This window comes from Pseudomonas sp. H11T01 (genome assembly GCF_048515765.1).
GTDB lineage: Bacteria > Pseudomonadota > Gammaproteobacteria > Pseudomonadales > Pseudomonadaceae > Aquipseudomonas.
In genome coordinates this window covers 98125-123289 of record NZ_JBLYED010000012.1, presented here as the reverse complement: position 1 = coordinate 123289, position 25165 = coordinate 98125, and the positions used below count along the sequence as shown (strand labels likewise).

Sequence of the window (25165 nt, the reverse complement as noted above, 5' to 3'; positions counted from 1 at the left end):
TAGACCGGCAAAGCGCTGGCTGTGCCCGATGGTCACTGAATGTGGGTAGAATGCGGTTTTTTTCCACTTGCGGGGGTGCGCCTTGCGCGAAATCGTCCTGATAAACATCACGGGTGTCGACCGTCCGGGTCTGACTGCGGCCATTACTGGCGTTTTGGCCCAGGGTGGTGTGAACATTCTCGACATCGGCCAGGCGGTGATCCACGACACCCTGTCGTTCGGCATCCTGGTTGAAATTCCGAGTACCGAGCAAGGCTCCTCGGTGCTCAAAGACATCCTGTTCACGGCCTACAAGCTGGATCAGCAAGTGCGGTTCACGCCGGTGTCCGAAGAAGATTACCAGCAATGGGTGGGCGGTCAGGGCAAGAAACGTCACATCGTGACGCTGTTGACCCGCAAAGTGACCGCTGAACAACTGCAGCGAGTCAGTTCGATCACCGCTAAATACGGTTTGAACATCGATCACATCGATCGCCTGTCCGGGCGCATGCCGCTGGATACCCCTGCGGACAAGGGCAAGGGCTGCATCGAGTTCTCCGTTCGCGGCGAAGCGGCTGACCCGCAAGCCTTGCGCGCCGAGTTCCTCAGTGTGGCGCAAGAGCTGAATGTCGACATCGCGTTCCAGGAAGACTCGCTGTTCCGGCGCAACCGCCGTTTAGCGGTGTTTGACATGGACTCGACCCTGATCGAAGCGGAAGTTATCGATGAGTTGGCCAAGGCCGCCGGCGTCGGTGACCGCGTCGCCGAGATCACCGAGCGGGCGATGGCCGGCGAGCTGGACTTCCGCGCCAGCTTCAAGGAGCGCCTGGCCCTGCTCAAGGGGCTGGATGTCAACGTGCTCGACTCGATCGGCGCTTCTCTGCGCCTGACCGAAGGCGCTGAAACGTTGTTCGCCGAACTGAAACGCCTGGGTTATAAAACCGCGATTCTGTCGGGTGGTTTCACCTATTTTGCCAAACAACTGCAAGCCAAGCTGGGTATCGACTACGTGTTCGCCAACGAGCTGGAAGTGGTCGACGGCAAGGTTACGGGCGTGGCGGTCGAACCGATCGTGGACGCTCAACGCAAGGCCGACTTGTTACGAGAACTGGCCCACAAGGAAGGCTTGCGTCTGGAGCAGACCATTGCGGTGGGCGACGGCGCCAACGACTTGCCGATGCTGGCGATCGCCGGTCTTGGCGTAGCGTTCCGCGCCAAGCCACTGGTCAAACAATCGGCCAAACAGGCGATCTCGACCTTGGGGCTGGACGGGGTACTGTATTTGCTGGGATTCAGGGATCGCGACGGGCAGCTCTGAGTGACCTTGTGGTGAGGGGGCAAGCCCTCTCGCCACAGTTAAAGCGACTTCCACAACGAATCAAAATTCTCTTCAGCACTGGGCGCGCCGCTACTTGCGGCGTTTTCAGTGATGGGTTGTTCCAGTGTGCAGTACTCAAACTGGTTGAAACTACCGGTGCTGGTCAGACGCTTGTTCAGGCTGGCGCGGCGTTCCTCACCGTCGGTGTTGATCATCACCTTGTTGCCCTCCTGGAACGGCAGACGCGGGGCGAGCAAGGTCGCAGGCCGGTCGATAGCGCTGATTTGCGGCAGCAACAATGCCCTGAGGTACTGGCTGTTGCCCTCACTGGTGCGGATCAATTGCAAACCGCAGGGTTGAGCGTAGGGCGCGACCAGTTCAATGCCCATCTGCGTGCCGCCCTTGCGCACCTGACGAACCCAGCGCACGACCGCAATGCTCCAGGCTTGCGCACTCGTATCCTGAATGCCGACCATCTCTCCGGCCTGCAACTCGCCGGGCACCTCTTTTGGCCACGCCAGGCAGTAACCGCCAGGGCTGTGGTTGATGATGGATAACGCATAGGTCGGGAAATGCTGATTGCTATTGGACGACGGGGCGCCGCCATCGGCCTCCGTCTGTTGGTATTGGATTTCTTCGTAGGGCAGCAGAGTGTCCGCACTGCCTTGGCGTTCGGCATCAAACGCGTGAGCCCAGGGATCCTGTACACGGTTTTTGGCCAGTGATGATGCACTGAACTTCGCCGCTTTACTGCCAGCCGGGTGTTTGAGTATTTCACCGAACGAACGTTGTCCGCCCAGATAAAAGTGCAGTGCACTCATCCCGATGCACAGGGTTAGCGTGCCTTGGCCGGTGGTGCGCTGGAACGTCCGTTCGGCGGCTTCGCCCCAAGCAGCACACAAGTGCAGCAGCGTTTCCAGGCTGAACCCGGCGGGCACCGGCAACGGTGATTGGCTGCGTTGCTCAGCGGGCAATGCCAGGTAATACCCGATGGCGTCGGCCAGCTGCAGCGGATTGATCCCTAGCAATGATCCTTGTTGCTCGGGGCCGAACGAAGTTTTGTAGCGCGGCGGGGCGTCAACACCGGGGTTGATGGCAAACAAGCTGGAGGCTTGTGTCATCGGTTGCAGCTTGACCCATTGACTCCAGGGCTCAAGCACTTCGGCGAGCCGGGCAATGTGATTCTGGCGCAATTGATTACAACGCGAACACCCCATCAACAAGGCGACCACGTAGGTCTGCTCGACGCTCGGATTCCGGGGCTGGCTGGCCAATTCATCAGGGACGGTGCTGTGCTGCAACCCGTGCTGGCTGGCGATCCGATAAAGCTGATGCAGCTCCAGCCATACACCCTCGGGAACCGGACAATAGAGTTGGCTAGCGCGAATCAGTGAGCCATTGAGGCAATGCATTGCTCGCTGCACGGCGGTGGCCAGCAGCGGCCCGCGTTCCTTACTGAAGCGAGGTGCAATGCGCATGACGATTTGTTTGTAGCCAATGGCGAGGTGGTTTTGCAGTGCCTGGCAGAGGTTGGCGATCTTGCGCGGACGTTCGTCGAGAACAATCGCCTGGTTGAGAAAGTGCCGTTCCAGGTGCTTGCAGACGTAATACACCTCGGGCCGTAGCAGTTCGAGCAGTTGCAGACGGTTAGCGCTGGGCGTGAGCAACTGGTTGAGTTCGGCAAGTCCTTGGTACAACTGACGCGCCGTTTCGCCGATGTTGGCTTTCGGCAGGCTGGCAATCCAGCGCTTCAAGTCGCGCGGTGTGGCTTCGCAGAACGACAGACGTGATTGCGTAGGTATCGGGGAGCGTAATAGTAGAGGGGGGCGGGGCTCATTCATGTCAGTGACAGACTCCGGCCAGTGCCAATTACCTGGCCAGACATCGAACAAGGCTGGCCAGTGATTGCCCAGACTCTAGCAGCAATGGCGCCCGCTGCGCCGACCTTTTGCGCCTCCACGAGGGTTCGTGGGGGCGAAAAACAAGGAGAAATGCTTACGCTTTGGGCAAGCCCATGCCTTGGCCCATCTGTACCGGCGAACCGGCAACCAGCTCTTCGGCCCACTTCACCTGCTCTGGTCCGAACAATACGACTGCGGTAGAACCGAGCTTGAAGCGTCCCAGTTCAGCACCTTTTTCCAGGTGAATCGGCGCACGCGCGGCTTCGTCGTAACGCACGGTTTTCAGCTCGCGCTTGGGCGGTGTCACCAGCCCGGCCCAGACCGTTTCGATCGAAGCGACAATCATCGCACCCACTAACACCACGGCCATTGGCCCACGCTCGGTGTCGAAAATGCACGCCACACGCTCGTTGCGGGCGAACAGTTCCGGGACGTTTTCGGCGGTGGTCTGGTTGACCGAGAAGATCCGGCCCGGGATGTAGACCATCTCACGCAGGGTGCCGGCCAGCGGCATGTGCACGCGGTGGTAGTCTTTTGGCGACAGGTAAATAGTGGCGAATTCGCCGCCCATGAACGACGCCGCCGCAGCGGCATCACCGCCCAGCAGTTCCAGCACGCTGAAACTGTGACCTTTGGCCTGGAAAACGCGACCGTGCTCGATCGGACCGAGCTGGCTGACCGCACCGTCCGCCGGGCTGAGGATCGCGCCCGGCGTCTGGTCCAGCGGCCGCGCGCCGTCTTTCAAGGCGCGGGTGAAGAAGGCGTTGAAGTGCTCGTAAGCGGTCAGGTCTTCGACCAGCGCTTGCGACATGTCCACCTGATAACGCTTGGCGAACCAGGCGGTGAGGGCATTTTTGAACCAGCGCACGCGGCATTCTGCAATGCAGCCGGCCAGCCGCGAGAGCAGGTGATGGGGCAGCAGGTACTGGCTGAGGATAAACAAACGCTTTTTCATTAACTGTCCTTAAAAACCTTAAATCTCAACAGGCGTGTCGGGGTGGTTGCCCCATTCGCCCCAGGAGCCGGCGTAGCCTTTGACTCGCGGATAACCGAGCGCCTTGGCCACCAGATAGGTGAAGCCAGAACGATGGTGAGTCTGGCAGTGGGTGATTACTTCTTTGTCTTTAGTGATGCCGAGTTTTTCGAGAATCTGCGGCATGTCGGTGCGGATGCGCAGGTTGCGTGCCCGATCCATGCCCGCCGTCCACTCGAAATTGACCGCGCCGGGAATATGCCCGCCTTTGGCCGCAAGCACTTTCTCGCCGGAATACTCCAGCGGTCCGCGCGCATCCCAAATCGCGAGATCGGCAGCGCCCAAACGGCTTTGCAGGTATTCGCGGGTGGCCGTGGGTTCGTCGTGCAGGGTCAGAGCGACCGGGCCGCCAACCGCTGCCGGGACCTGGATCGACATTGGCAAGCCTTCTGTCAGCCAGGCTGATAGGCCGCCGTCGACATAGTGGTAGTGGCTATGGCCGATGACATCCAGCAACCAGATGAACCGCCCGGCCCAACCGCCGCCTTCGTCGTCATAGACCACGTAGACCGCATTGGGGTTGTGTCCCAGTTCGCCGAACAGCGCTTCAAGAGCGGCCTGTGTCGGAAGCAGGCCCGGCGCAGGCGCCTGGCCAAGCTGAGTGCGTTTGGGGTCAACGAAGCGTGCACCGGGGATGTGTCCCTCGGCGTAGCGGGCGCTGCTGGTCAGGTCGACCAGGATCAGTTCGCGGGCGTCGAGGCGGGCGAGCAGGTCGCTGGGCTCGATCACCAACGGCAAGCCAGAGAAGTCAGACATGTGAGGTCTCCAGAGCACAAAAGGGAGGATTGTAGCGCGTCAGTTGCCGCGGTTGGTAAAGCTGTGCAGTGCCTTTTCGATGCACTGCGCGGTTTTTCCGAAGGCCTGCACGGTGATTTCCGAGAACGGGCCGCCGCCCTGGTCGGCCACCACCAGCATCACCACCCGGCCGTTGCTGCTCAGCGAGCGCAACAATAGATGCTCGCCACCGAACTGGCTGCGCAAGCTGTTGGGCAGATGCGTCGAAAATTGTGCGTTGTTGGCCGGTGTCAGGCGAACTTGTGCCGGTTGTGCCAGCAGGCGTTGCAGCGCGGTGCTCTGGCTGACCTGCAGATTCAGCATGGCCGATTCCTTGGGCAGGCCGGCGATCTGATGGACTCGCAGACTGCTCTGGCTGCGGTCGGCCATCAACAGCATTACCCGTCGCATTCCGCAGGCCACCAGCGCATCACGGGCGCAGGTGGTCAGGTGCATGGCGTTGGTGAAGCGGCTCGGTTCTACCAGCAACTCTGCACAGTGCTTGCGCCACACCACCAGGTCTTCGGCCGAGGGCGGTGCCGCCGGGAGCAGACCACTATGGATGCGATGTGCATTCCAGGGCCAGAGCAACGCTTCGGCCGGGTGCCAGAGGTCGGGCATTGCATGGTTGCGTGCACTCTGTGCGGACTGCTGGTGAGATTGTTGCTGCAATTCATCCAGCGGTATTTGCAGATAGAGGCTGGTCAGGTACTGCCAGCGCAGACTGTGCGGGCTGTCCCAGGCGTGTTGTGCCGACAGTGCCAGACCATTGGCCAGTAGCACGGTATTGGCCGGCTGATTCAGCCAGCGGCGCAACGCCGGATCGGCGTCCAGTCGCTGTTGCTGACGCAAACGGTGATCGCTGTCACGGGCGATACGCAAGACCTTGACCAGTACCCGTTGCTCCTTGAGCAGCAGGCGATAACCCTGCATCACCCAGATCGGCAAGTGCCAGATTTCGGCCAGGGTCTGGCAGAGCTCCAACAGACGCACGCCGAACAGTTCCTGTTCGACCTTGCTCGCCGACTCGCCTTTGTGAATGACCCGCAGCTCCCACTCTTCCAGCAATTGCGGATGTGTCAGCACCATCGGCCAGAGGGGTGAGAGGAACAGCAAACTGCCCCAGTGGATGTCTTGCCAGAGTCGCGCCAGGCGGCTGGAAAACAGGCCGTTGGCTTGTTGTGTGGCGTGCTGGCTGATCAGTTGCAACTGCCGCAACGCCACCGGAATTTCGTCCTGAGGCAAGGCCGGCAGGCGCGCGAGCAATTCTTCAGTGCGCTTCAAACCGAGGCGATTGATCGCGACCTCAAGGTTCTCGGCCGGCTCGGTCATGCTGCCGTGGGTGTGTTGGTTGGCTTCGCGAATCACGCTGAGGGCCAACGCGGGACTCTCTTGCATCAACTCGGCGATATCGCGCATTGAACTGCGGCTGTCGGCGATGGCTTTGCATACCCGGTCATGACTGGTTTGCGGCACCGGTAAACGCACCGAGTCGAGGAGCTTTATCCAGCCTTCGAGGGTGTTGGGTTTTGGAATTTGGACTGTCGTTTCATTTGCCATGGTTGGGCGCGATCATCATTCACAATTAACACGCCCCAAAGGAGGCAAGTTGGTTTTTCGCCTTAACGGCCTACAGTCTGGCGCAGTTTTGCCGATAAGCAGAAGAAGAGTTTTATTAACTTCTGAATATGACCTTGAACCCGACTCAATAAGTACTTTCCTACTATGGCTAAAATTATCGGCATCATCGTCGTATTCGCGAGCGTGCTTGGCGGATACGTGCTTTCCCACGGCAAGATTGCCGCCCTGATTCAGCCTTTTGAGGTCATGATCATTGGTGGTGCAGCCCTCGGTGCGTTCCTTCAAGCCAACCCCGGCCATATGACGAAGCACGTCCTCAAAAAATCCCTGGGGATGTTCGGCTCGCGTTTCACTCACACCTTCTATCTGGAGGTGCTGGGCCTGATCTACGAGATCCTCAACAAAAGCCGTCGCGAAGGCATGATGGCGATTGAAGGCGACATCGAAGACGCTGCCGCCAGCCCGATCTTCGCCAAGTACCCGGCGGTGCTCAAAGATGACCGCATGACTGCGTACATCTGTGATTACCTGCGCATCATGTCCTCCGGCAACATGGCTCCCCATGAGCTGGAAGGTCTGTTCGACATGGAACTGTTCAGCCTGAAAGAAGATCTGGAGCATCCTTCCCACGCGGTCAACGGTATCGCTGATGCGATGCCCGGTTTCGGTATCGTCGCGGCGGTCTTGGGTATCGTGGTGACCATGGCCTCCCTCGGCGAAGGTGATCAGAAAGCCATCGGCATGCACGTGGGCGCGGCGCTGGTGGGTACCTTCTTCGGTATTCTCGCGGCCTATGGTTTCTTCGGCCCACTGGCTCATTCGCTGGCCCATGATGCCAAGGAAGAACTGAACGTCTACGAAGCCATCAAGGCCTCGCTGGTGGCATCGGCCTCTGGCATGCCGCCGTCGCTGGCGGTGGAATTCGGACGCAAGGTTCTGTACCCGTCGCACCGCCCTAGCTTCGCTGAGCTGGAACAAGCGGTTCGCGGTCGCTAAGCCATGGAAAATAATCAGCCGATTATCATCAAGCGCGTCAAGCGCTACGCCGGTGGGCATCACGGGGGCGCCTGGAAAATTGCCTTCGCGGACTTTGCGACGGCGATGATGGCGTTCTTCCTGGTGCTGTGGCTGTTGTCCACCGCGACCCCGGAGCAGAAGATCGCCATCGCCGGTTACTTCAAGGACCCGATCGGTTTCTCCGAAAGCGGTACGCCGTTCATCATCGATCTGGGCGGCTCGCCGGAGCTGGCGCCGGAGAAGACCATCAATCCCGAGGTCAAGTCTCAGCCGCAGCCGGACAAGGTCACCGTCGATACCCAGCAGGTCGAGAGCATGGCCGAACAGGTCGAGCAGGAACGCCTCGAGTTGCTGCTGCAAGAATTGCAGAACAAGGTTGAAGAGAACCCGCAGCTGCAGAAATTCAAGGACCAGATCCTGTTCGAAATCACCCCGGACGGTTTGCGCATCCAGATCATGGACGCCGAGAACCGGCCGATGTTCGACTCTGGCAGTGCGCGGCTGAAACCGTACTTTGAAGACATCCTGTTGGCCATGGCGGACACCATCAAAGCGGTGCCGAACAAGATCAGCGTCAGTGGCCACACCGATGCCAAACCGTACACGGGCACCGGCGACTTTGGTAACTGGGAGCTGTCGGCTAACCGTGCCAACGCCGCGCGCCGAGCACTGGTTGCTGGAGGTTATCCGGATAAGCAAGTGGCCAGGGTGGTGGGTTTCGCCTCGTCGGCATTGTTTGATCGCGAGCATCCGTTCAATCCGGTCAACCGGCGGATCGACATCGTTGTGCTGACCAAGAAAGCCCAGCGCGCCATCGAAGGCGAGCAAGGTGCCGAGCCTGTACCAGCGCCGGCACCAGGGCAGGGCGCGCCGGGGGAAGTGCCGGACGCGGCCGCCGATCCAAACGCTGTGCCGGCAGACAAGCAGCCGCTGCCGGCCCATGAACTTCGGGAGAGATTGAACCTCTTTGAGGACAGTCCACCGAAAGCAGGGGGGACGGGCAAAGCTCCTGAACCGCCGAAGCAGTAACCACGAAAAAGCCGCGATGATCGCGGCTTTTTCGTCTCTGCGGATCGCTACTTAATAGCTGTTTTCCGGCAGGCTGGCGATGATCGAGCGGTAGCTGTTCATCCGTTGCTGCTGCACGCGGCCTTCTTCCAGCGCCTTGAGCAGCGCGCAACCCGGTTCGCGGTCATGCTTGCAGTCACGGAAGCGGCAGGTGCCGATCAGATCATTGAACTCGATGAAGCCGGCTTCGACGTCAGCGCGGCTGACATGGCCCAGACCGAATTCACGAATCCCCGGGGAGTCGATCAGTTCACCGCCGCCCGGGAAGTGGAACAGCCGGGCAGTGGTGGTGGTGTGCGTACCCTGGCCGGACAATTCGGACAGCGGGCCGACACGGGCTTCGACTTCCGGCAGCAGGGTGTTCACCAGCGAGGACTTGCCGACGCCGGACTGGCCGACGAACACGCTGATGCGCCCGTCCAGCTGCTCCTGCAATTTCTCCATGCCATCGCCGTGATGGGCCGAGACTTCCAGCACCGGGTAACCCAGCGAGCGGTAAACCGCCAGCAAGGCATTCAGCGCCGGAGCGTTTTGCTCGTCGATCAGGTCGAACTTGTTCAGCAACAGCAGTGGCTTGATGCCCGCATGCTCAGCGGCCACCAGATAACGGTCGATCAGGTTGGCGTGGGGTTCTGGCAGCGGGGCGAAGACGATGACGATCATGTCGACGTTGGCCGCTACAGGCTTGAGCTGGCCGCGACTGTCCGGGCGACAGAGTTCAGTGTTACGCGGCAATTGCGCAACGATGACACCGATACCCTGGTTGCCGGCGCGCCAGACCACCTGATCACCGGTCACCAGCGCGGGCAGGTTGGCGCGCAAGTGGCAGCGGAAAACCTGGCCGGCCAGTTCGCCGTCGCGAGCTTCGACCTCGACCTGCACACCGAAGTGGGCGATTACCAGACCGGTTTGCTCGGGGCCAAGATCGCCGCCCTCGAGTGCTTCCACAGCAGAGGATTCGCGTTTGGCGGCGCGGGCAGCGCGTTCACCTTGAATCTTTTCGATGCGCCAGTTTTGGCGACGATTGAGCTGGCGTTTGGCCATGGGTGTTCCGTGTCAATAATGCTGCGGTTAGGTAAAACGGCCGCGAGTTTAGCACGCCCTGCCTACTGGCTAGGCTAAACTGCGCAACTACGCCGAGGAGCCGACACATGCAAAACCCGCAGAATCTGATTTGGATCGATCTGGAAATGACCGGTCTGAACCCTGACACCGACGTCATCATCGAGATGGCGACCATTGTCACTGACAGTAATCTCAATACCTTGGCTGAAGGCCCGGTCATCGCCATCCACCATAGCGACGAAATCCTCGCGGGTATGGATGAGTGGAATACCCGTCAACACGGCGGTTCCGGCCTGACTCAACGGGTTCGCGAAAGCACCATCAGCATGGCCGAAGCCGAAGCCCAGACCATCGCGTTCCTGGAGAAGTGGGTGCCCAAGGGCAAGTCGCCGATCTGCGGCAACAGTATTTGCCAGGATCGCCGCTTTCTCTATACCCACATGAAAGCGCTGGAAAGCTACTTCCATTACCGCAATCTTGATGTGTCGACCTTGAAAGAGCTGGCTGCACGCTGGGCGCCGGATGTGCTCAACAGCTTCAAGAAGGGCAGCACTCACCTCGCGCTGGACGACATCCGCGAGTCCATCGCCGAATTGCAGCATTACCGCAAGAACTTCATCAAATTTTAATGAAGGAACTCGGTTGACGAGCTGCCGCAGGCTGCGATCTTTTCAGGATCACCTGAGTTGAGACGATCAAAAGATCGCAGCCTGTGGCAGCTCCTACATGCGTTCAATAGCTGAGATTAAGGGTTGCCCTCTTTTGGTGCTCGCGTCGAGTGAGTAGACTGCGCGCCTTCTTGCAAGGACCTCCCGCCATGTTGTTGATGCTCTACCTGATTGCCATTACCGCCGAAGCTATGACTGGTGCGTTGTCTGCCGGTCGCCGCGGCATGGACTGGTTCGGTGTGGTGCTGATCGCCTGCGTGACGGCGCTCGGTGGCGGTTCGGTGCGTGATGTGCTGCTGGGGCACTACCCGCTGACTTGGGTCAAACACCCGGAATATCTGGTACTGACCTCGATCGCAGCGCTGGTGACGATCTTCATCGCGCGGTGGATGCGCCACCTGCGTTCACTGTTCCTGGTGCTCGACGCCTTAGGCTTGGTGGCCTTCACCCTGATCGGCTGCATGACCGCCCTGGAAATGGGCCACGGCATGTTGGTGGCTTCGGTCAGCGGCGTGATCACCGGCGTGTTCGGCGGCATTCTGCGGGACATCTTCTGCAACGACATTCCGTGGATCTTCCGCCGCGAACTCTATGCCAGCGTCTCGTTCGCGGCCGCCTGGTGTTATCTGCTTTGCGTCTACCTGCAATTACCGGGCGAACAGGCGATTCTGCTTACCTTGTTCGGTGGGTTTCTATTGCGCTTGCTGGCGATACGTTTTCACTGGGAAATGCCGAAGTTCGTCTACAACGACGAACATTGAAATTTCGTCGTTGAACTGGCGGATATTCAGAGGTCATTAAGCTCGAAACATGATGTTGATGGATCGGTCTGGCCTGACCTACCTGAATGGGGTAAAAAAGCATTAAAGGGGGTAAACCTGTAGCGGTTTACCCTGTTTAAGCTAAATGCTACCCCATTAAGGAAAGGCTGCAATATGCGATCGCTCACACCCGAGTTCCTCTCAAAGCTACGCTACAACGGTCTACAAATCGCGACGTTGCGCGCCTTGGGTGAGTATCGCGGCAAGCAGCAACTATTCGTCGCTCAATCTCCAGAGATTCTCGGAGGCCTGAAGCAACTTGCGGTCATCGAGTCCACCGAATCATCGAACCGGCTGGAAGGCGTGGTTGTAGCACCTGGGCGCTTGAAATCTCTCATCATTAAAAATGCAGAACCCAAAAGCCGTTCTGAGCAAGAGGTTGCCGGGTACCGCGATGCGTTGGCTTTAATCCACGAAACAACAGGGGAAATGCCATTTTCTGAAGGGACCATTCGCCAACTGCACAATATGCTCTACCGCTATATGCCGCAGGATGGAGGGGATTGGAAAGGAACCAACAACGACATCATCGAACGCCATCCTGACGGTAGCTCACGTATACGCGTTCAGCCGGTCGCTGCACATCTGACCCCCATTGCAATGGCCGATATGGTCATAGGATATCGCGCTGCTGTAGATCAGAATCTTGCCGATCCTTTGGTCCTGGTCCCCCTGAGTATCCTTGACTTCCTTTGCATACATCCCTTCTCGGATGGCAACGGCCGCGTAGCTCGGCTGCTGACTTTGTTGCTGCTTTACCAATTTGATTATTGCGTAGGCCGCTTTATCAGCCTTGAGCGCATCTTCGAGGACTCGAAGGAAAGCTACTACGAAACACTTGAAGTCAGTTCTCAAGGCTGGCACGAAGGTAAGCACGATGTCCAACCATGGCTCAACTACTTCTGGGGAGCGCTGCTTCGTGCTTATAAGGAGTTTGAGGAACGCGTTGGCACCATTGATAAGCGCCATGGAGGCAAAAGCGACCGAGTTCGAGCCGAGGCGCTGAAGCGCGCGCTGCCATTTTCGATTTCAGAGATTGAAGAGGCTTGTCCAGGCGTGAGTCGCGATACTGTGCGTATGGTTCTCCGTTCGTTGAAAGCCGAAGGGCTCATTGAGCCGACAGGAAAGGGGCGTAGTGCCAAGTGGAAAAAACAAAGCGGGTTGCAAGCGCAAGCCTAAATCCAGTTTCACTCGATTCGTTGCACTGCTAAGCGCCTGATAACCCTTCGCTGCGAGCGCGTTGTGCGTGTTGCTTCAGCGCCCACTCCACGTGCTCACGCACCAGTTCTGACGGGTAATCGCGCCGTGCCTTCAACGCTTCCAGCACCGGAATCGTTGAAGGCGCATTCCCCAGCCCCACCGCCAGATTGCGCAACCAGCGCTCGTAGCCAGCCCGGCGCAGCGGCGAACCTTCGGTGCTGCTGAGGAATGTGTCTTCATCCCACATAAACAGCTCGGCCAGTTGGGCGTTATCCAGATTGTGCCGGGGTTTGAAGTCGCCTTCTCCCGAAGGGCGGGCGAAGCGGTTCCACGGGCAGACGATCTGGCAGTCATCACAGCCAAACACCCGATTGCCGATCAGCGGCCGCAAATCCTCGGGGATGGCGGTTTTCAGTTCGATGGTCAGGTAGGAAATGCACCGCCGGGCATCCAGCACGTAAGGGCCGACGAAGGCGTTGGTCGGGCAAATGTCCAGGCAAGCGGTGCAGCGACCACAGTGTTCGCTGGTGTGGGGCGGGTCCACCGGCAGCGGTAAGTCGACAAACAGTTCGCTGAGAAAGAAATAGCTACCAGCCTTGCGGTTGAGGACCAGGGTGTTCTTGCCGATCCAGCCAAGCCCGGCCTGTTCGGCGATGGCCTTTTCCAGCACGGGGGCGCTGTCGACGAAGGCGCGATAACCAAATGGGCCGATCACCTGCTGGATGCGATCTGCCAGCTGCTGCACGCGTTTGCGAATCAGCTTGTGATAGTCGCGGCCCAAGGCATAACGCGAAACATAGGCTTTTTCCGGCTGGGCCAGGCGCTGAGCCATCTGGGTATCGCCCGGCAGGTAATCCATGCGCAGCGAAATCACCCGCAGCGTCCCCGGTACCAACTCCTCGGGATGGGAGCGTTTGCTGCCGTGGGCGCCCATGTAGTCCATCTCGCCGTGATATCCGGCGTCGAGCCAGCGCTGCAGGTGCTGCTCATGCTCGGCCAGGTCCAGGCCGCTGATGCCGACTTGCTGAAAGCCCAGCTCGCGGCCCCAATCCTTGATCGATTGGGCGAGGGCGGGAAGGTCTGTAGTAATAGCAAGCATGAGGCGAGAGAAACCGGGGCTGAGATGCGTATAATTCTGCCAGACATCGGAGCCTGAAGACGCATGCCGCAAATTAAAGACGATTTACCCGACGCGCTGTATAGCGCCGCTCAAGTTCGCGACCTCGACGCGAGCCTGATTGCCGCAGGCACGACGGGCTTCGAATTGATGCAGCGTGCCGCGCGGGCAATGTGGCGGGCCCTGGTCCGGCGGTGGCCGAATGCGGGCGAACTCAGTGTTGTGGCAGGGCATGGCAATAACGCGGGCGACGGCTATCTGGTCGCGGCGCTGGCCTTGCGTGCCGGTTGGCAGGTACAGGTTCTGGCGGCAGCTGATCCGCAGCGGTTACAAGGGGATGCCGCGTTGGCCCATGCAGAGGCGTTGGCAGTCGGGGTAAGTGTCCAGGCCTGGACCGCACAGGCAACCTTGAGCGGTGTGGTGCTGGATGCGCTGCTGGGCACAGGGCTGGCGGGCGAGGTGCGTGAGCCTTACGCCAGCATTATTACTGCCATCAATGCCAGCGGCCTGCCAGTTGCTGCGGTGGATATTCCTTCGGGCCTTTGTGCCGATACCGGACAGGTCCTGGGCGTGGCCGTGCGGGCTGATCTGACGGTGACGTTTATCGGGTTGAAGCTTGGTCTGTTCACCGCACAGGCACCGGATTGTGTGGGAGATCTGGTGTTCAATGATCTGCAAGCGCCTCCAGAACTCCTTGCCAAAGCCTGCGCAAGCGCGAAACGTCTGATGCCGGACAACTTGCCGCGTCTGGCATCACGCTCCCCCACTGCCCATAAAGGTCAATCCGGCCATGTGTTGCTGATTGGCGGTGACCGCGGTTTTGGTGGTGCCATCTTATTAAGTGCCGAAAGTGCACTGCGCAGCGGTGCGGGCATGGTGTCCCTGGCGACTCGCAGCGAACACGTGCCGGCAGCCTTGGCGCGCTTGCCAGAAGTGATGACGGTGGGCACGCATTCGGCGAACCAATTGATGGGGCTGCTTGAGCAGGCTTCGGTATTGGTGGTTGGCCCTGGGCTGGGTCAGGCCGCGTGGGGCCGCAGTCTGTTGTCAGCGGCGGTCAATGCGCCTTTGCCGCAAGTCTGGGATGCCGATGCGCTGAACCTGCTGGCTAAAGGTGGGCTGGAATTGCCAAGGGGCTGCGTGATCACCCCGCATCCGGGCGAGGCGGCGCGTCTGTTAGGTATTTCGACAGCGGACGTTCAGGCAGATCGCTTTACTGTTGCGCGCGAATTGAGCCAGAAACACTCGGCAGTGGTCATTCTTAAAGGTGCCGGCAGCCTGATCGCCAGTCCAGACGGTCGCCTGGCGCTGTGTGATCGTGGCCATCCGGCAATGGCGGCGGCGGGCCTGGGGGATGTGCTCGCCGGATTGGTCGGCGCGTTGCTGGCTCAGGGCATGAACGCTTTCGATGCAGCTTGTCTGGCGGTCTGGTTGCACGCCAGCGCTGGCGAGCGTCAAGGAAAATGGGGTCGGGGGCTGGCGGCCAGTGATTTGATTCCAGTCATTCGTCAGTTGCTGGAGGAGCAATCACCGTGTCTGAAGTAACGCTGTATCTGGCCGATGAAGAAGCCATGATCAAGTTGGGGGCGCATATCGCTCAAGTCACCCAGGGGCTAGGGGTAATCTTTCTGGACGGTGACCTGGGGGCGGGGAAAACCACCTTGTCGCGGGGTATCATCCGCGGCCTGGGGCATGTGGGGGCGGTCAAAAGTCCGACCTTTACCCTGGTCGAGCCTTACGAAATCGGAGAGGTGCGAGCTTTTCACTTTGACCTGTATCGGCTGGTCGACCCGGAAGAGCTGGAGTTTCTCGGCGTCCGTGATTACTTCGAAGGTGATGCACTGTGTCTGATCGAATGGCCCCAGCGTGGTGCAGGCTTTTTGCCAAAGCCCGACCTGACCATTACCATTAGCCCGCATAACAGCGGACGTTCGCTGAGTTTGTTGCCCCAAGGCTCGCGTGGCGAGTCGTGGTGTGCCGCTTTGGCATTGGAATTCAAATAAATGATGGGGTTAGGTATGCGCATTCGCGCGTTGGTTGCTGTCGTAGGACTGTTGCTTACGGCATTGGCCGTCGACGCTGTGGCCGCTACACAGGTGCGCAGCGTACGCCTGTGGCGCGCACCGGATAACACGCGACTGGTATTCGACCTGTCCGGTCCGGTCGAGCACAGCGTCTTCACCCTGACTTCCCCGGATCGTCTGGTGATCGACATCAATGGTGCAACGCTGGGAGCGCCGCTGAATGTCTCCACCGCCAATACACCGATTACCGCCATGCGCTCGGCCCAGCGTACGCCAACCGACCTGCGGGTGGTTATCGACCTGAAAAAAGCCGTCACGCCGAAAAGTTTCATCCTGGCGCCGAATGCGCAGTACGGCAACCGGTTGGTGGTTGACCTGTTCGATAGCGCCGCTGATGCCGCGCCGATCCCGCCGCCGACCAATGTCGCGACTGTGCCCGTGGTTCCGGTGACTCCGGTTGAGCCGGCGATCAAGCTTCCGCCTGCACCGGCTGGCAAGCGCGACATCATTGTGGTTATCGACGCCGGTCATGGCGGCGAAGATCCGGGCGCTTCCGGCTCCCGTGGTCAGAAGGAAAAAGACGTGGTGTTGGCGATTGCCAGAGAATTGCAGCGCCAGGTTAACGGCATGAAAGGCTTTCGCGCCGAGCTGACCCGCACCGGCGACTACTTCATTCCGTTGCGCGGCCGTACCGAGATTGCACGAAAGAAGGGCGCAGACCTGTTCGTTTCTATCCATGCCGATGCGGCGCCGTCCGCAGCGGCCTTTGGTGCTTCGGTGTTTGCTCTGTCTGAGCGCGGTGCTACCTCCGAGACCGCTCGTTGGCTGGCCGACAGTGAAAACCGCTCCGACCTGATTGGCGGCGCCGGGAATGTCAGCCTCGATGACAAGGACCGGATGCTTGCTGGCGTGTTGCTGGACTTGTCGATGACTGCGTCGCTGACCTCAAGCCTGAACGTCGGCCAGAAGGTTCTGAGCAACATTGGCCGGGTCACGCCATTGCACAAGCAGCGCGTCGAGCAGGCTGGGTTCATGGTGCTCAAATCCCCTGATATTCCATCGATCCTGGTGGAAACCGGGTTTATCTCCAACGCCAACGAAGCCTCGAAACTGGCAGCGTCGAACCATCAGCAAGCGCTGGCCCGCTCTATCAGCAGCGGTATTCGCCAGTTCTTCCAGCAGAATCCGCCACCAGGCACTTATATCGCCTGGCTGCGTGATGCCGGCAAGATCGCCCAAGGACCGCGTGACCACCGGGTGAGCCCGGGTGAAACGCTGGCGATGATTGCCGTGCGCTATCAGGTTTCGGCCTCCACCCTGCGCAGCGCCAATAATCTGCAGAGCGATGAACTGAAGGTCGGTCAGAACCTGACCATTCCGGGCACTGAGCTGGCGGCCAAGGAATGAGCGAGATGCTGAGCAATAACGCGCGTATCGAGCTGCTCAGCCCGCGGCTGGCGAACCAGATCGCCGCCGGTGAGGTGGTCGAGCGCCCGGCGTCAGTGATCAAGGAATTGCTGGAAAACAGCCTCGACTCGGGTGCCAAGCGCATCGATGTGGATGTCGAACAAGCCGGGGTCAAGCTGTTGCGCGTACGTGACGATGGCAGCGGCATCTCTTCGGATGACCTGCCGTTGGCCCTGGCACGCCATGCCACCAGCAAAATTCGCGATCTGGAAGACCTTGAGCGCGTCATGAGCCTGGGATTTCGTGGGGAGGCACTGGCGTCCATCAGCTCGGTGGCGCGGTTGACCTTGACTTCCCGTACCCGCGATGCCGACCAGGCCTGGCAAGTCGAGACCGAAGGTCGTGACATGGCGCCGCGCGTGCAGCCGGCGGCCCATCCGGTCGGGACTTCGGTGGAAGTGCGCGATCTGTTTTTCAATACTCCGGCACGACGTAAATTCCTCAAAGCCGAGAAAACCGAATTTGATCACTTGCAAGAAGTGATCAAACGTTTGGCGCTGGCGCGTTTCGACGTGGCTTTCCACTTGCGCCACAACGGCAAGACCATCCTCAGCCTGCACGAAGCAAATGACGATGCAGCCCGCGCCCGGCGTGTGGCGGCGGTGTGCGGTGCCGGTTTTCTCGAGCAGGCCCTGCCGATCGAGGTCGAGCGTAATGGTCTGCATCTGTGGGGTTGGGTCGGGTTGCCGACGTTCTCCCGCAGTCAGGCGGATTTGCAATATTTCTATGTTAACGGCCGTGCCGTGCGCGACAAACTGGTGGCTCACGCGGTGCGTCAGGCTTACCGGGACGTGCTCTTCAATGGCCGGCATCCGACTTTTGTACTGTTTTTCGAAGTCGACCCGGCGGTCGTGGACGTCAACGTCCACCCGACCAAACACGAAGTGCGCTTCCGTGACGGGCGCATGGTTCACGACTTCCTCTACGGGACCTTGCACCGCGCCTTGGGCGACGTGCGTCCGGAAGATCATCTGGCCGCGCCAGCCGCTGTTGCCGGCGTTGTCCGGCCAAGCGGAATCGAGGCCGGTGAGTTCGGTCCGCAAGGTGAAATGCGTCTGGCGGCCAATCTGCTGCTGGAACAGCCCCAGCCGCAACCGACATTCAATACGCCAGGCTCCGGCGCCGGGGCGGGCTATCAATACCAATACACGCCACGGCCTCAATCGGCGCTGCCGGCCGCCGAAGCCCAGAGTGCCTATCGCGAGTTTTATGCGCCTTTGCCAGTAAGCGGGGCAGTGTCATTGCCCGACGGCCAAGGTGATATTCCGCCCTTGGGTTATGCGCTGGCGCAGCTCAAAGGCATCTATATTCTTTCAGAAAACGCCCAGGGTCTGGTGCTGGTGGATATGCACGCAGCCCATGAGCGGATCATGTATGAGCGGCTGAAAGTCGCCATGGCCAGCGAAGGCCTGAGCGGTCAGCCATTGTTGGTGCCTGAGTCGATTGCAGTCAGTCAGCGCGAAGCGGATTGCGCTGAAGAGCACGTCGGATGGTTCCAGCGTCTGGGCTTCGAGTTGCAGCGGCTGGGCCCTGAAACCCTGGCCATCCGGCAAATTCCGGCGCTGCTCAAGCAGGCCGAGGCCAACCGTCTGGTTCATGACGTCCTGGCGGACCTGATGGAGTACGGCACCAGCGACCGAATCCAGGCGCATCTCAACGAGTTGCTCGGGACCATGGCCTGCCACGGTGCGATTCGCGCCAATCGGCGCCTGGCCTTGCCGGAAATGAACGGTTTGCTGCGCGATATGGAAAACACCGAGCGTAGCGGCCAATGTAACCATGGCCGGCCGACCTGGACCCAATTGGGTCTGGACGATCTGGACAAACTGTTCTTGCGCGGTCGTTGATGAGTCAGCTCCCTCCAGCCATATTCCTGATGGGCCCGACGGCTGCGGGCAAGACCGATCTGGCCATCGAACTGACTAAAGTGCTGCCCTGCGAGCTGATCAGCGTCGATTCGGCGCTGGTCTATCGCGGCATGGACATCGGCACCGCCAAGCCTTCAAAAGAGCTGTTGGCGCAATTTCCCCATCGATTGATCGATATTCTCGATCCGGCGCAGAGCTATTCAGCGGCTGAATTTCGTACTGACGCCCTGGCGGCCATGGCCGACATCACCGCGCGCGGCAAGATTCCGCTGCTGGTGGGCGGGACAATGCTCTATTACAAGGCTTTGCTCGAAGGTCTGGCGGATATGCCAGCGGCCGATCCGCAGGTGCGCGCAGAAATTGAAGAAGAGGCTGCACGCCTTGGCTGGCAAGCCCTGCACGACCAGCTGGCGGTTATCGATCCGGAATCTGCGGCGAGAATCCATCCCAATGATCCGCAACGACTGAGCCGGGCGCTGGAAGTTTATCGAGTCAGCGGCCTGAGCATGACGGCTCATCGACAGCGACAATCTGCGCAAAGTACTGAAGCAGCCGCTTCGGGACACGGACAATTGCCCTATACTGTCGCGAACTTGGCCATCGCTCCGGCGAACCGTCAGGTACTGCACGAGCGAATTGCACAAAGATTCACACAAATGTTGGAACAGGGGTTCATTGACGAGGTCGTAGCTCTGCGTTCAAGAAGTGACCTGCATACCGGGTTGCCGTCTATACGTGCTGTAGGCTATCGACAAGTCTGGGATCATCTGGATGGCAAGCTGACGTCAGCCGAGATGCAGGAGCGCGGCATCATTGCCACGCGCCAATTGGCGAAGCGCCAGTTCACCTGGCTACGCAGCTGGGCTGACCTGCATTGGCTGGACAGCCTGGATTGCGACAATCTGCCACGCGCCTTGAAATACTTGGGAACGGTCTCCATATTGAGCTGAGTCCTTGCAATTGCCGTCTATCCTTTGGGGGAGTGGCGGCCACAAGCCATCTGTTTTCTAATTTTTTTTATTATTGATCCTTAAAGGAGTGCGGCACATGTCAAAAGGGCATTCGCTACAAGACCCTTACTTGAATACTTTACGTAAAGAGAAAGTTGGGGTTTCCATTTATCTGGTCAACGGGATCAAACTGCAAGGTCAGATCGAGTCCTTCGACCAGTTCGTGATTTTGCTGAAAAACACCGTCAGCCAGATGGTTTACAAACACGCTATCTCGACAGTGGTGCCGGTTCGTCCAATTCGCTTGCCTAGCGCAACCGAAACCGAACAGGGCGACGCTGAGCCAGGTAACGCCTGATAGGAGTCTCCTTTGTTCTTTGAGCGCCACGGTGGTGGTGAGCGGGCAATCCTCGTTCACTTGGATGGTCAGGACCCTGAGGCGCGCGAAGATCCGCAGGAGTTTCAGGAGTTGGCAATATCGGCTGGTGCCGAGACCGTCGCGTTTTTTAACGTGCCGCGTCATCGGCCATCCGCCAAATACCTGATTGGCAGCGGCAAGGTCGAAGAGTTACGCGACCTGGTCAAAGCCGAACAGGTAGATCTGGTGATTTTCAATCACATTCTCACACCTAGTCAGGAACGTAACCTCGAACGTGTTTTCGAGTGTCGCGTGATTGACCGTACGGGTTTGATTCTCGATATCTTCGCCCAACGCGCACGCACCCATGAAGGCAAGCTCCAGGTCGAACTGGCCCAGCTTGAGTACATGAGTACGCGGCTGGTTCGCGGTTGGACTCACCTTGAGCGGCAGAAAGGCGGTATCGGTCTGCGCGGCCCGGGTGAAACCCAGCTCGAAACCGACCGGCGTCTGCTGCGGGTTCGACTGCGGCAGATCAAGGGGCGACTGGAAAAGGTTCGCAGCCAGCGTGAGCAATCGCGACGCGGGCGCAAGCGTGCTGACATTCCGACGGTTTCACTGGTGGGTTATACCAACGCCGGCAAATCGACGCTGTTCAACTCGGTGACCGATTCCGATGTCTTTGCGGCCAACCAGCTGTTCGCCACCCTTGACCCGACACTGCGCCGGCTTGAACTCGACGATCTCGGTCCCATTGTGCTGGCCGATACTGTGGGTTTTATTCGTCATTTGCCGCACAAACTGGTCGAGGCTTTTCGGGCTACGCTCGAAGAGTCGAGCAACTCCGACCTGTTGCTGCACGTGATCGACGCCCATGAACCCGAGCGTATGGCCCAGATTGAACAGGTCATGGTGGTGCTCGGTGAGATTGGTGCTCAAGACTTGCCGATCCTGGAGGTCTATAACAAACTCGATTTGCTCGAAGGCGTGGAGCCGCAGATCCAGCGTGATGCCGAGGGTAAACCGCAGCGGGTCTGGTTGTCGGCGCGGGACGGTCAGGGCCTGGACCTGCTCAAACAGGCTGTCGCAGAATTGCTCGGCAACGATTTGTTCGTCGGCACCTTGCGCTTGCCGCAGCGTTTTGCTCGACTGCGGGCTCAGTTCTTCGCTTTAGGCGCAGTACAGAAAGAAGAACACGACGAAGAAGGCATCAGTTTGCTGGCTGTTCGCTTGCCACGGGTCGAGTTGAATCGACTGGTGAGTCGCGAAGGAATGCAACCGCTGGAATTCATCGAGCAACACACTTTGCAATAAAAGCCTGAAAAAGCGGTTGTGCCGCTGTGACGGGCATTCTGTAGCATTGGTCGGCGCGCCGTGGGCGCGTCTTTGCTTTATCAGATGGAGAGCGCTATGGCTTGGAATGAGCCGGGTGGCAACTCGAATAATCAGGATCCTTGGGGTGGTAAGCGCCGCAATAATGGCGACCGCAAGGGGCCACCAGATCTCGACGAGGCCTTCCGAAAGCTACAGGAAAGCCTGAATGGGTTGTTCGGTGGTAGTAAGAAACGGGGTGATGACGGCGGTGGTTCAGGCAAGGGCGGTGGTTACGGCTTGCTGGGCATTGGTCTTGTCATATTGGCAGCCGTTTGGCTGTACAGCGCGGTTTACGTGGTAGACGAGCAGGAGCAGGCCGTGGTGCTGCGCTTCGGCAAATACTATGAAACCGTCGGCCCGGGCCTGAATATCTATTTCCCGCCGATCGATCGCAAGTACATGGAAAACGTCACGCGTGAGCGTGCCTATACCAAGCAGGGTCAAATGCTGACTGAAGACGAAAATATCGTCGAAGTACCGCTGACCGTGCAGTACAAGATCAGCAACTTGCAGGACTTCGTGCTGAACGTCGATCAGCCGGAAATCAGCCTGCAGCACGCGACCGAGAGCGCCCTGCGCCATGTGGTGGGTTCCACTGCGATGGATCAGGTGCTGACCGAGGGGCGTGAATTGATGGCCAGCGAAATCAAGGAGCGTCTACAACGTTTCCTCGATACCTATCGCACCGGTATCACCGTCACCCAGGTCAACGTTCAGAGCGCAGCTGCACCGCGTGAAGTCCAGGAAGCCTTCGATGACGTGATCCGCGCTCGTGAAGATGAGCAGCGTTCGCGTAACCAGGCTGAGACCTACGCCAACGGCGTCGTGCCGGAAGCTCGTGGTCAGGCTCAGCGCATCCTTGAGGATGCCAACGGTTATCGCGACGAGACCGTCTCTCGCGCCAAGGGTGAGGCTGATCGCTTTACCAAGCTTGTGGCTGAGTATCGCAAGGCCCCTGAAGTGACCCGTCAGCGTCTGTACCTGGACACCATGCAGGAAGTCTTCAGCAACACCAGCAAGGTGCTTGTGACCGGCAACAAGGGTGGGCAGAACAATCTGCTTTACCTGCCGCTGGACAAGATGATCGACGGTGGCCGTAGCGGCACTGCACCCGTAACGGGCGCGGCGGCCGTTGGCAACAACGATGTGAGCACGCGCGCAGCGGATTCGCAGCAACAGCCAACGCGTTCCAGGGAGAGTCGCTGATGAGCAATAAATCGCTGATCGCCCTTATTGTCGGCGTCGTCGTGGCTATCGCTGCCTGGAACTGCTTCTACATCGTGGCTCAGACAGAGCGTGCGGTGTTGCTGCAGTTCGGTCGCGTGGTTCAGGCTGATGTTCAGCCGGGCCTGCATGTGAAAGTGCCTTACGTAAACCAGGTGCGTAAGTTCGACGCGCGCTTGATGACGCTTGATGCACCGACGCAGCGCTTCCTGACACTGGAAAAGAAAGCCGTCATGGTCGATGCCTACGCCAAGTGGCGCGTGAAAGATGCCGAGCGCTTCTACACCGCGACATCCGGCCTCAAGCAGATTGCTGACGAGCGCCTCTCGCGCCGTCTGGAATCGGGCCTGCGTGACCAGTTCGGCAAACGGACCCTGCATGAAGTGGTTTCTGGTGAGCGTGATGCGCTAATGGCGGACATCACTGCTTCGCTCAATAAAATGGCGGAAAAAGAGCTGGGCATCGAAGTCATCGATGTTCGGGTCAAAGCCATCGATTTGCCGAAGGAAGTGAATCGCAGCGTGTTCGAGCGTATGAGCACCGAGCGTGAGCGTGAGGCTCGTGAGCATCGCGCCAAAGGTAACGAATTGGCAGAAGGCATTCGTGCCGACGCCGATCGTCAGCGTCGCGTGCTGTTGGCTGAGGCTTATCGTGAGTCTGAAGAGGTTCGCGGTGATGGCGACGCCCAGGCCGCTTCGATTTACGCCAAGGCCTATGGTCAGGATCAGGAGTTCTACGCGTTTTACCGTAGCCTGCGTGCCTACCGTGAAAGCTTCGCGAACAAAACCGACGTCATGGTTCTGGACCCAGGCAGCGACTTCTTCCGTTATCTGGAAAAAGCCAAGCCTTGATGGGGCACCCCGCCGGGCGGCTAAAGCGCTTGGCGGGGTGATCCTTTGGGAAAACGAGTGTATGATGCGGCAGCCGGGAAATTCCCGGCTTTTTTGCGTCTGCACGTTTGATTGGCTGGAGTTCGCTTGAGAGCCCGGCAAGATTTTTCGAGGAAAGCGCTCTGCACAGCCTTTTAGGCTGCCTGTCCGGCTGAGTTCGCGCCGGATGCGAGTGCTTTCTGCTTCACTCAAGGCTCGCCCAAGGGCTTGCCGCCCGGATCACAGGGGAATGGCGTAATGGCAACGGTAGACCGCTGGCTGCTGCCAGATGGCATCGAAGAAGTACTTCCACCAGAAGCGGCGCGCATCGAAGTGGCGCGCCGTCAGGTGTTGGATCTGTTCCAGAGCTGGGGCTATGAGTTCGTCGTCACCCCGCATATCGAATACCTGGAATCGCTGCTGACTGGCGCAGGTCAGGATCTCGATTTGCGGACCTTCAAGGTGATCGACCCGCAGTCGGGTCGCCAGATGGGCTTCCGTGCTGACATCACGCCGCAAGTGGCGCGCATCGATGCGCACACCCTGCGTCGCGAAGGCCCGAGTCGCCTATGCTATGCCGGTAGCGTTCTGCATGCGCAGCCGCGGGCCTTGTCGTCCTCGCGCAGCCCGATTCAGCTGGGCGCCGAGCTCTACGGCGACGCCAGTCCAAGCAGCGATGTTGAAGTCATCAGCCTGATGCTGGCGATGCTGCAACTGGCCGATGTGCCGGATGTGCACATGGACCTCGGCCATGTCGGGATCTATCGCGGTCTGGCCCGTGCCGCCGGTTTGTCCGGTGAAGTGGAACAACAATTGTTTGACGCTCTGCAACGTAAGGCGATCGATGAGGTCATTACCTTGACCGAAGGCCTGCCTGCCGATTTGTCGGGCATGTTGCGGGCATTGGTCGACCTGTGCGGTGGGCGTGAAGTATTGGCTGCGGCGCGCGAGCGTCTGGCCAGTGCGCCGGCGCCAGTTCTGGCTGCGCTGGATGATTTGCTGGCGATTGCCGAGCGATTGTCTGCGCGTTTCCCTGAGTTACCGCTTTACTTCGATCTGGGCGAGTTGCGCGGTTATCACTACCACACCGGTGTGGTGTTCGCGGTATTCGTACCGGGTGTAGGCCAGTCCATCGCTCAGGGTGGTCGTTATGACGACATCGGTGCCGACTTCGGTCGTGCCCGTCCGGCGACTGGCTTCTCTACCGATTTGAAAACCCTGGTGACCCTGGGGCGTGCTGAAATCGAGCTACCGTCTGGCGGTATCTGGATGCCTGACAGTACGGACGCGGCCCTCTGGCAGCAGGTTTGCCAGTTGCGCAGTGAGGGTCAGCGTGTCGTTCAGGCGCTGCCTGGGCAACCTTTGGCCGCCGCCCGTGAAGCGGACTGCGACCGGCAATTGATTCTGCAGAACGGGCTTTGGCAAGTATTGCCGCTGGCTTCTTGAGTTTTCCTGCCGGCGGCTGCCGGCACCAAGTTTGCGCGAATGA

Annotated in this window: 22 protein-coding genes; 16 read left to right on the top strand and 6 right to left on the bottom strand. The window is 59.3% G+C overall.

All coding sequences use genetic code 11. The features are described 5' to 3' along the window. The first annotated feature begins 82 nt into the window (after nucleotides 1-82). Nucleotides 83-1297: a phosphoserine phosphatase SerB gene (serB, locus tag ACN1C3_RS17670; RefSeq protein ID WP_419117055.1), complete on the top strand. Its 1215-nt coding sequence runs from the start codon at nucleotides 83-85 to the stop codon at nucleotides 1295-1297. Between the two features lie 38 nt (nucleotides 1298-1335). On the opposite strand, the gene ACN1C3_RS17665 is transcribed toward serB, so the two are convergent. From ACN1C3_RS17665 to ACN1C3_RS17650, 4 genes are all read right to left on the bottom strand, one after another. Continuing rightward, nucleotides 1336-3138: a molecular chaperone gene (locus tag ACN1C3_RS17665; RefSeq protein WP_419117054.1), complete on the bottom strand. Its 1803-nt coding sequence runs from the start codon at nucleotides 3136-3138 to the stop codon at nucleotides 1336-1338. Between the two features lie 154 nt (nucleotides 3139-3292). Continuing rightward, nucleotides 3293-4153: an archaetidylserine decarboxylase gene (asd, locus tag ACN1C3_RS17660; protein WP_419117053.1), complete on the bottom strand. Its 861-nt coding sequence runs from the start codon at nucleotides 4151-4153 to the stop codon at nucleotides 3293-3295. A gap of 18 nt (nucleotides 4154-4171) precedes the next feature. Beyond that, nucleotides 4172-4987, bottom strand: coding sequence for a thiosulfate sulfurtransferase (gene rhdA, locus ACN1C3_RS17655; protein WP_419117052.1), 816 nt, complete (start codon nucleotides 4985-4987; stop codon nucleotides 4172-4174). 39 nt (nucleotides 4988-5026) lie between these two features. Beyond that, nucleotides 5027-6565 carry an HDOD domain-containing protein gene (locus ACN1C3_RS17650; RefSeq protein WP_419117051.1) on the bottom strand — a complete coding sequence of 513 codons (1539 nt, stop codon included), beginning with the start codon at nucleotides 6563-6565 and terminating at the stop codon, nucleotides 5027-5029. A gap of 165 nt (nucleotides 6566-6730) precedes the next feature. Here ACN1C3_RS17650 and motA point away from each other — a divergent pair, with 165 nt between their 5' ends. Both motA and motB read left to right on the top strand, forming a co-directional pair. Further along, entirely contained in the window at nucleotides 6731-7582 is an 852-nt protein-coding gene (gene motA, locus ACN1C3_RS17645) for a flagellar motor stator protein MotA (protein WP_419117050.1), read from the top strand. 3 nt (nucleotides 7583-7585) lie between these two features. Then, complete coding sequence (gene motB, locus ACN1C3_RS17640; protein WP_419117049.1) at nucleotides 7586-8632, top strand: flagellar motor protein MotB; 1047 nt, start codon at nucleotides 7586-7588, stop codon at nucleotides 8630-8632. Nucleotides 8633-8683: 51 nt separating this feature from the next. Here the strand turns inward: motB and rsgA are convergent, their stop codons facing one another. Beyond that, nucleotides 8684-9715: a small ribosomal subunit biogenesis GTPase RsgA gene (rsgA, locus tag ACN1C3_RS17635; protein ID WP_150803046.1), complete on the bottom strand. Its 1032-nt coding sequence runs from the start codon at nucleotides 9713-9715 to the stop codon at nucleotides 8684-8686. A 107-nt stretch (nucleotides 9716-9822) separates the two neighbouring features. Between rsgA and orn the strand changes: the two genes are divergently transcribed. From orn to ACN1C3_RS17620, 3 genes are all read left to right on the top strand, one after another. Beyond that, a complete protein-coding gene (gene orn / locus ACN1C3_RS17630) occupies nucleotides 9823-10365 on the top strand; it encodes an oligoribonuclease (RefSeq protein WP_419117048.1) in 543 nt (180 codons plus the stop codon). Nucleotides 10366-10553: 188 nt separating this feature from the next. Then, a complete protein-coding gene (locus ACN1C3_RS17625) occupies nucleotides 10554-11165 on the top strand; it encodes a trimeric intracellular cation channel family protein (protein WP_419117047.1) in 612 nt (203 codons plus the stop codon). Nucleotides 11166-11339: 174 nt separating this feature from the next. Beyond that, nucleotides 11340-12404 (top strand): Fic family protein, encoded by a 1065-nt coding sequence (locus ACN1C3_RS17620; protein WP_419117046.1) that lies wholly within the window; start codon nucleotides 11340-11342, stop codon nucleotides 12402-12404. 28 nt (nucleotides 12405-12432) lie between these two features. Here ACN1C3_RS17620 and queG read toward each other — a convergent pair whose 3' ends face one another. Continuing rightward, nucleotides 12433-13524: a tRNA epoxyqueuosine(34) reductase QueG gene (gene queG / locus ACN1C3_RS17615; protein ID WP_419117045.1), complete on the bottom strand. Its 1092-nt coding sequence runs from the start codon at nucleotides 13522-13524 to the stop codon at nucleotides 12433-12435. Nucleotides 13525-13587: 63 nt separating this feature from the next. Here queG and ACN1C3_RS17610 point away from each other — a divergent pair, with 63 nt between their 5' ends. The 10 genes from ACN1C3_RS17610 to ACN1C3_RS17565 all read left to right on the top strand — a co-directional run bounded on the left by ACN1C3_RS17610 (nucleotide 13588) and on the right by ACN1C3_RS17565 (nucleotide 25122). Further along, nucleotides 13588-15087 (top strand): NAD(P)H-hydrate dehydratase, encoded by a 1500-nt coding sequence (locus ACN1C3_RS17610; protein ID WP_419117044.1) that lies wholly within the window; start codon nucleotides 13588-13590, stop codon nucleotides 15085-15087. Beyond that, nucleotides 15075-15545, top strand: coding sequence for a tRNA (adenosine(37)-N6)-threonylcarbamoyltransferase complex ATPase subunit type 1 TsaE (gene tsaE, locus ACN1C3_RS17605; protein WP_419117043.1), 471 nt, complete (start codon nucleotides 15075-15077; stop codon nucleotides 15543-15545). Before ACN1C3_RS17610 ends, tsaE begins: the two co-directional genes overlap by 13 nt. Next, complete coding sequence (locus ACN1C3_RS17600; RefSeq protein ID WP_419117042.1) at nucleotides 15546-16973, top strand: N-acetylmuramoyl-L-alanine amidase; 1428 nt, start codon at nucleotides 15546-15548, stop codon at nucleotides 16971-16973. A gap of 8 nt (nucleotides 16974-16981) precedes the next feature. After that, nucleotides 16982-18880: a DNA mismatch repair endonuclease MutL gene (mutL, locus tag ACN1C3_RS17595; protein ID WP_419117149.1), complete on the top strand. Its 1899-nt coding sequence runs from the start codon at nucleotides 16982-16984 to the stop codon at nucleotides 18878-18880. Then, a complete protein-coding gene (miaA, locus tag ACN1C3_RS17590) occupies nucleotides 18880-19851 on the top strand; it encodes a tRNA (adenosine(37)-N6)-dimethylallyltransferase MiaA (RefSeq protein ID WP_419117041.1) in 972 nt (323 codons plus the stop codon). The genes mutL and miaA overlap by 1 nt, the downstream gene beginning before the upstream one ends. Before the next feature lie 97 nt (nucleotides 19852-19948). Continuing rightward, nucleotides 19949-20209, top strand: coding sequence for an RNA chaperone Hfq (gene hfq, locus ACN1C3_RS17585; RefSeq protein ID WP_419117040.1), 261 nt, complete (start codon nucleotides 19949-19951; stop codon nucleotides 20207-20209). A gap of 12 nt (nucleotides 20210-20221) precedes the next feature. Then, a complete protein-coding gene (gene hflX, locus ACN1C3_RS17580) occupies nucleotides 20222-21523 on the top strand; it encodes a ribosome rescue GTPase HflX (RefSeq protein ID WP_419117039.1) in 1302 nt (433 codons plus the stop codon). A gap of 96 nt (nucleotides 21524-21619) precedes the next feature. Then, entirely contained in the window at nucleotides 21620-22789 is a 1170-nt protein-coding gene (gene hflK / locus ACN1C3_RS17575; protein ID WP_419117038.1) for an FtsH protease activity modulator HflK, read from the top strand. Next, nucleotides 22789-23658: a protease modulator HflC gene (gene hflC / locus ACN1C3_RS17570; protein ID WP_419117037.1), complete on the top strand. Its 870-nt coding sequence runs from the start codon at nucleotides 22789-22791 to the stop codon at nucleotides 23656-23658. Before hflK ends, hflC begins: the two co-directional genes overlap by 1 nt. A 276-nt stretch (nucleotides 23659-23934) precedes the next feature. Next, nucleotides 23935-25122: an ATP phosphoribosyltransferase regulatory subunit gene (locus ACN1C3_RS17565; RefSeq protein ID WP_419117036.1), complete on the top strand. Its 1188-nt coding sequence runs from the start codon at nucleotides 23935-23937 to the stop codon at nucleotides 25120-25122. Nucleotides 25123-25165 lie beyond the last annotated feature (43 nt).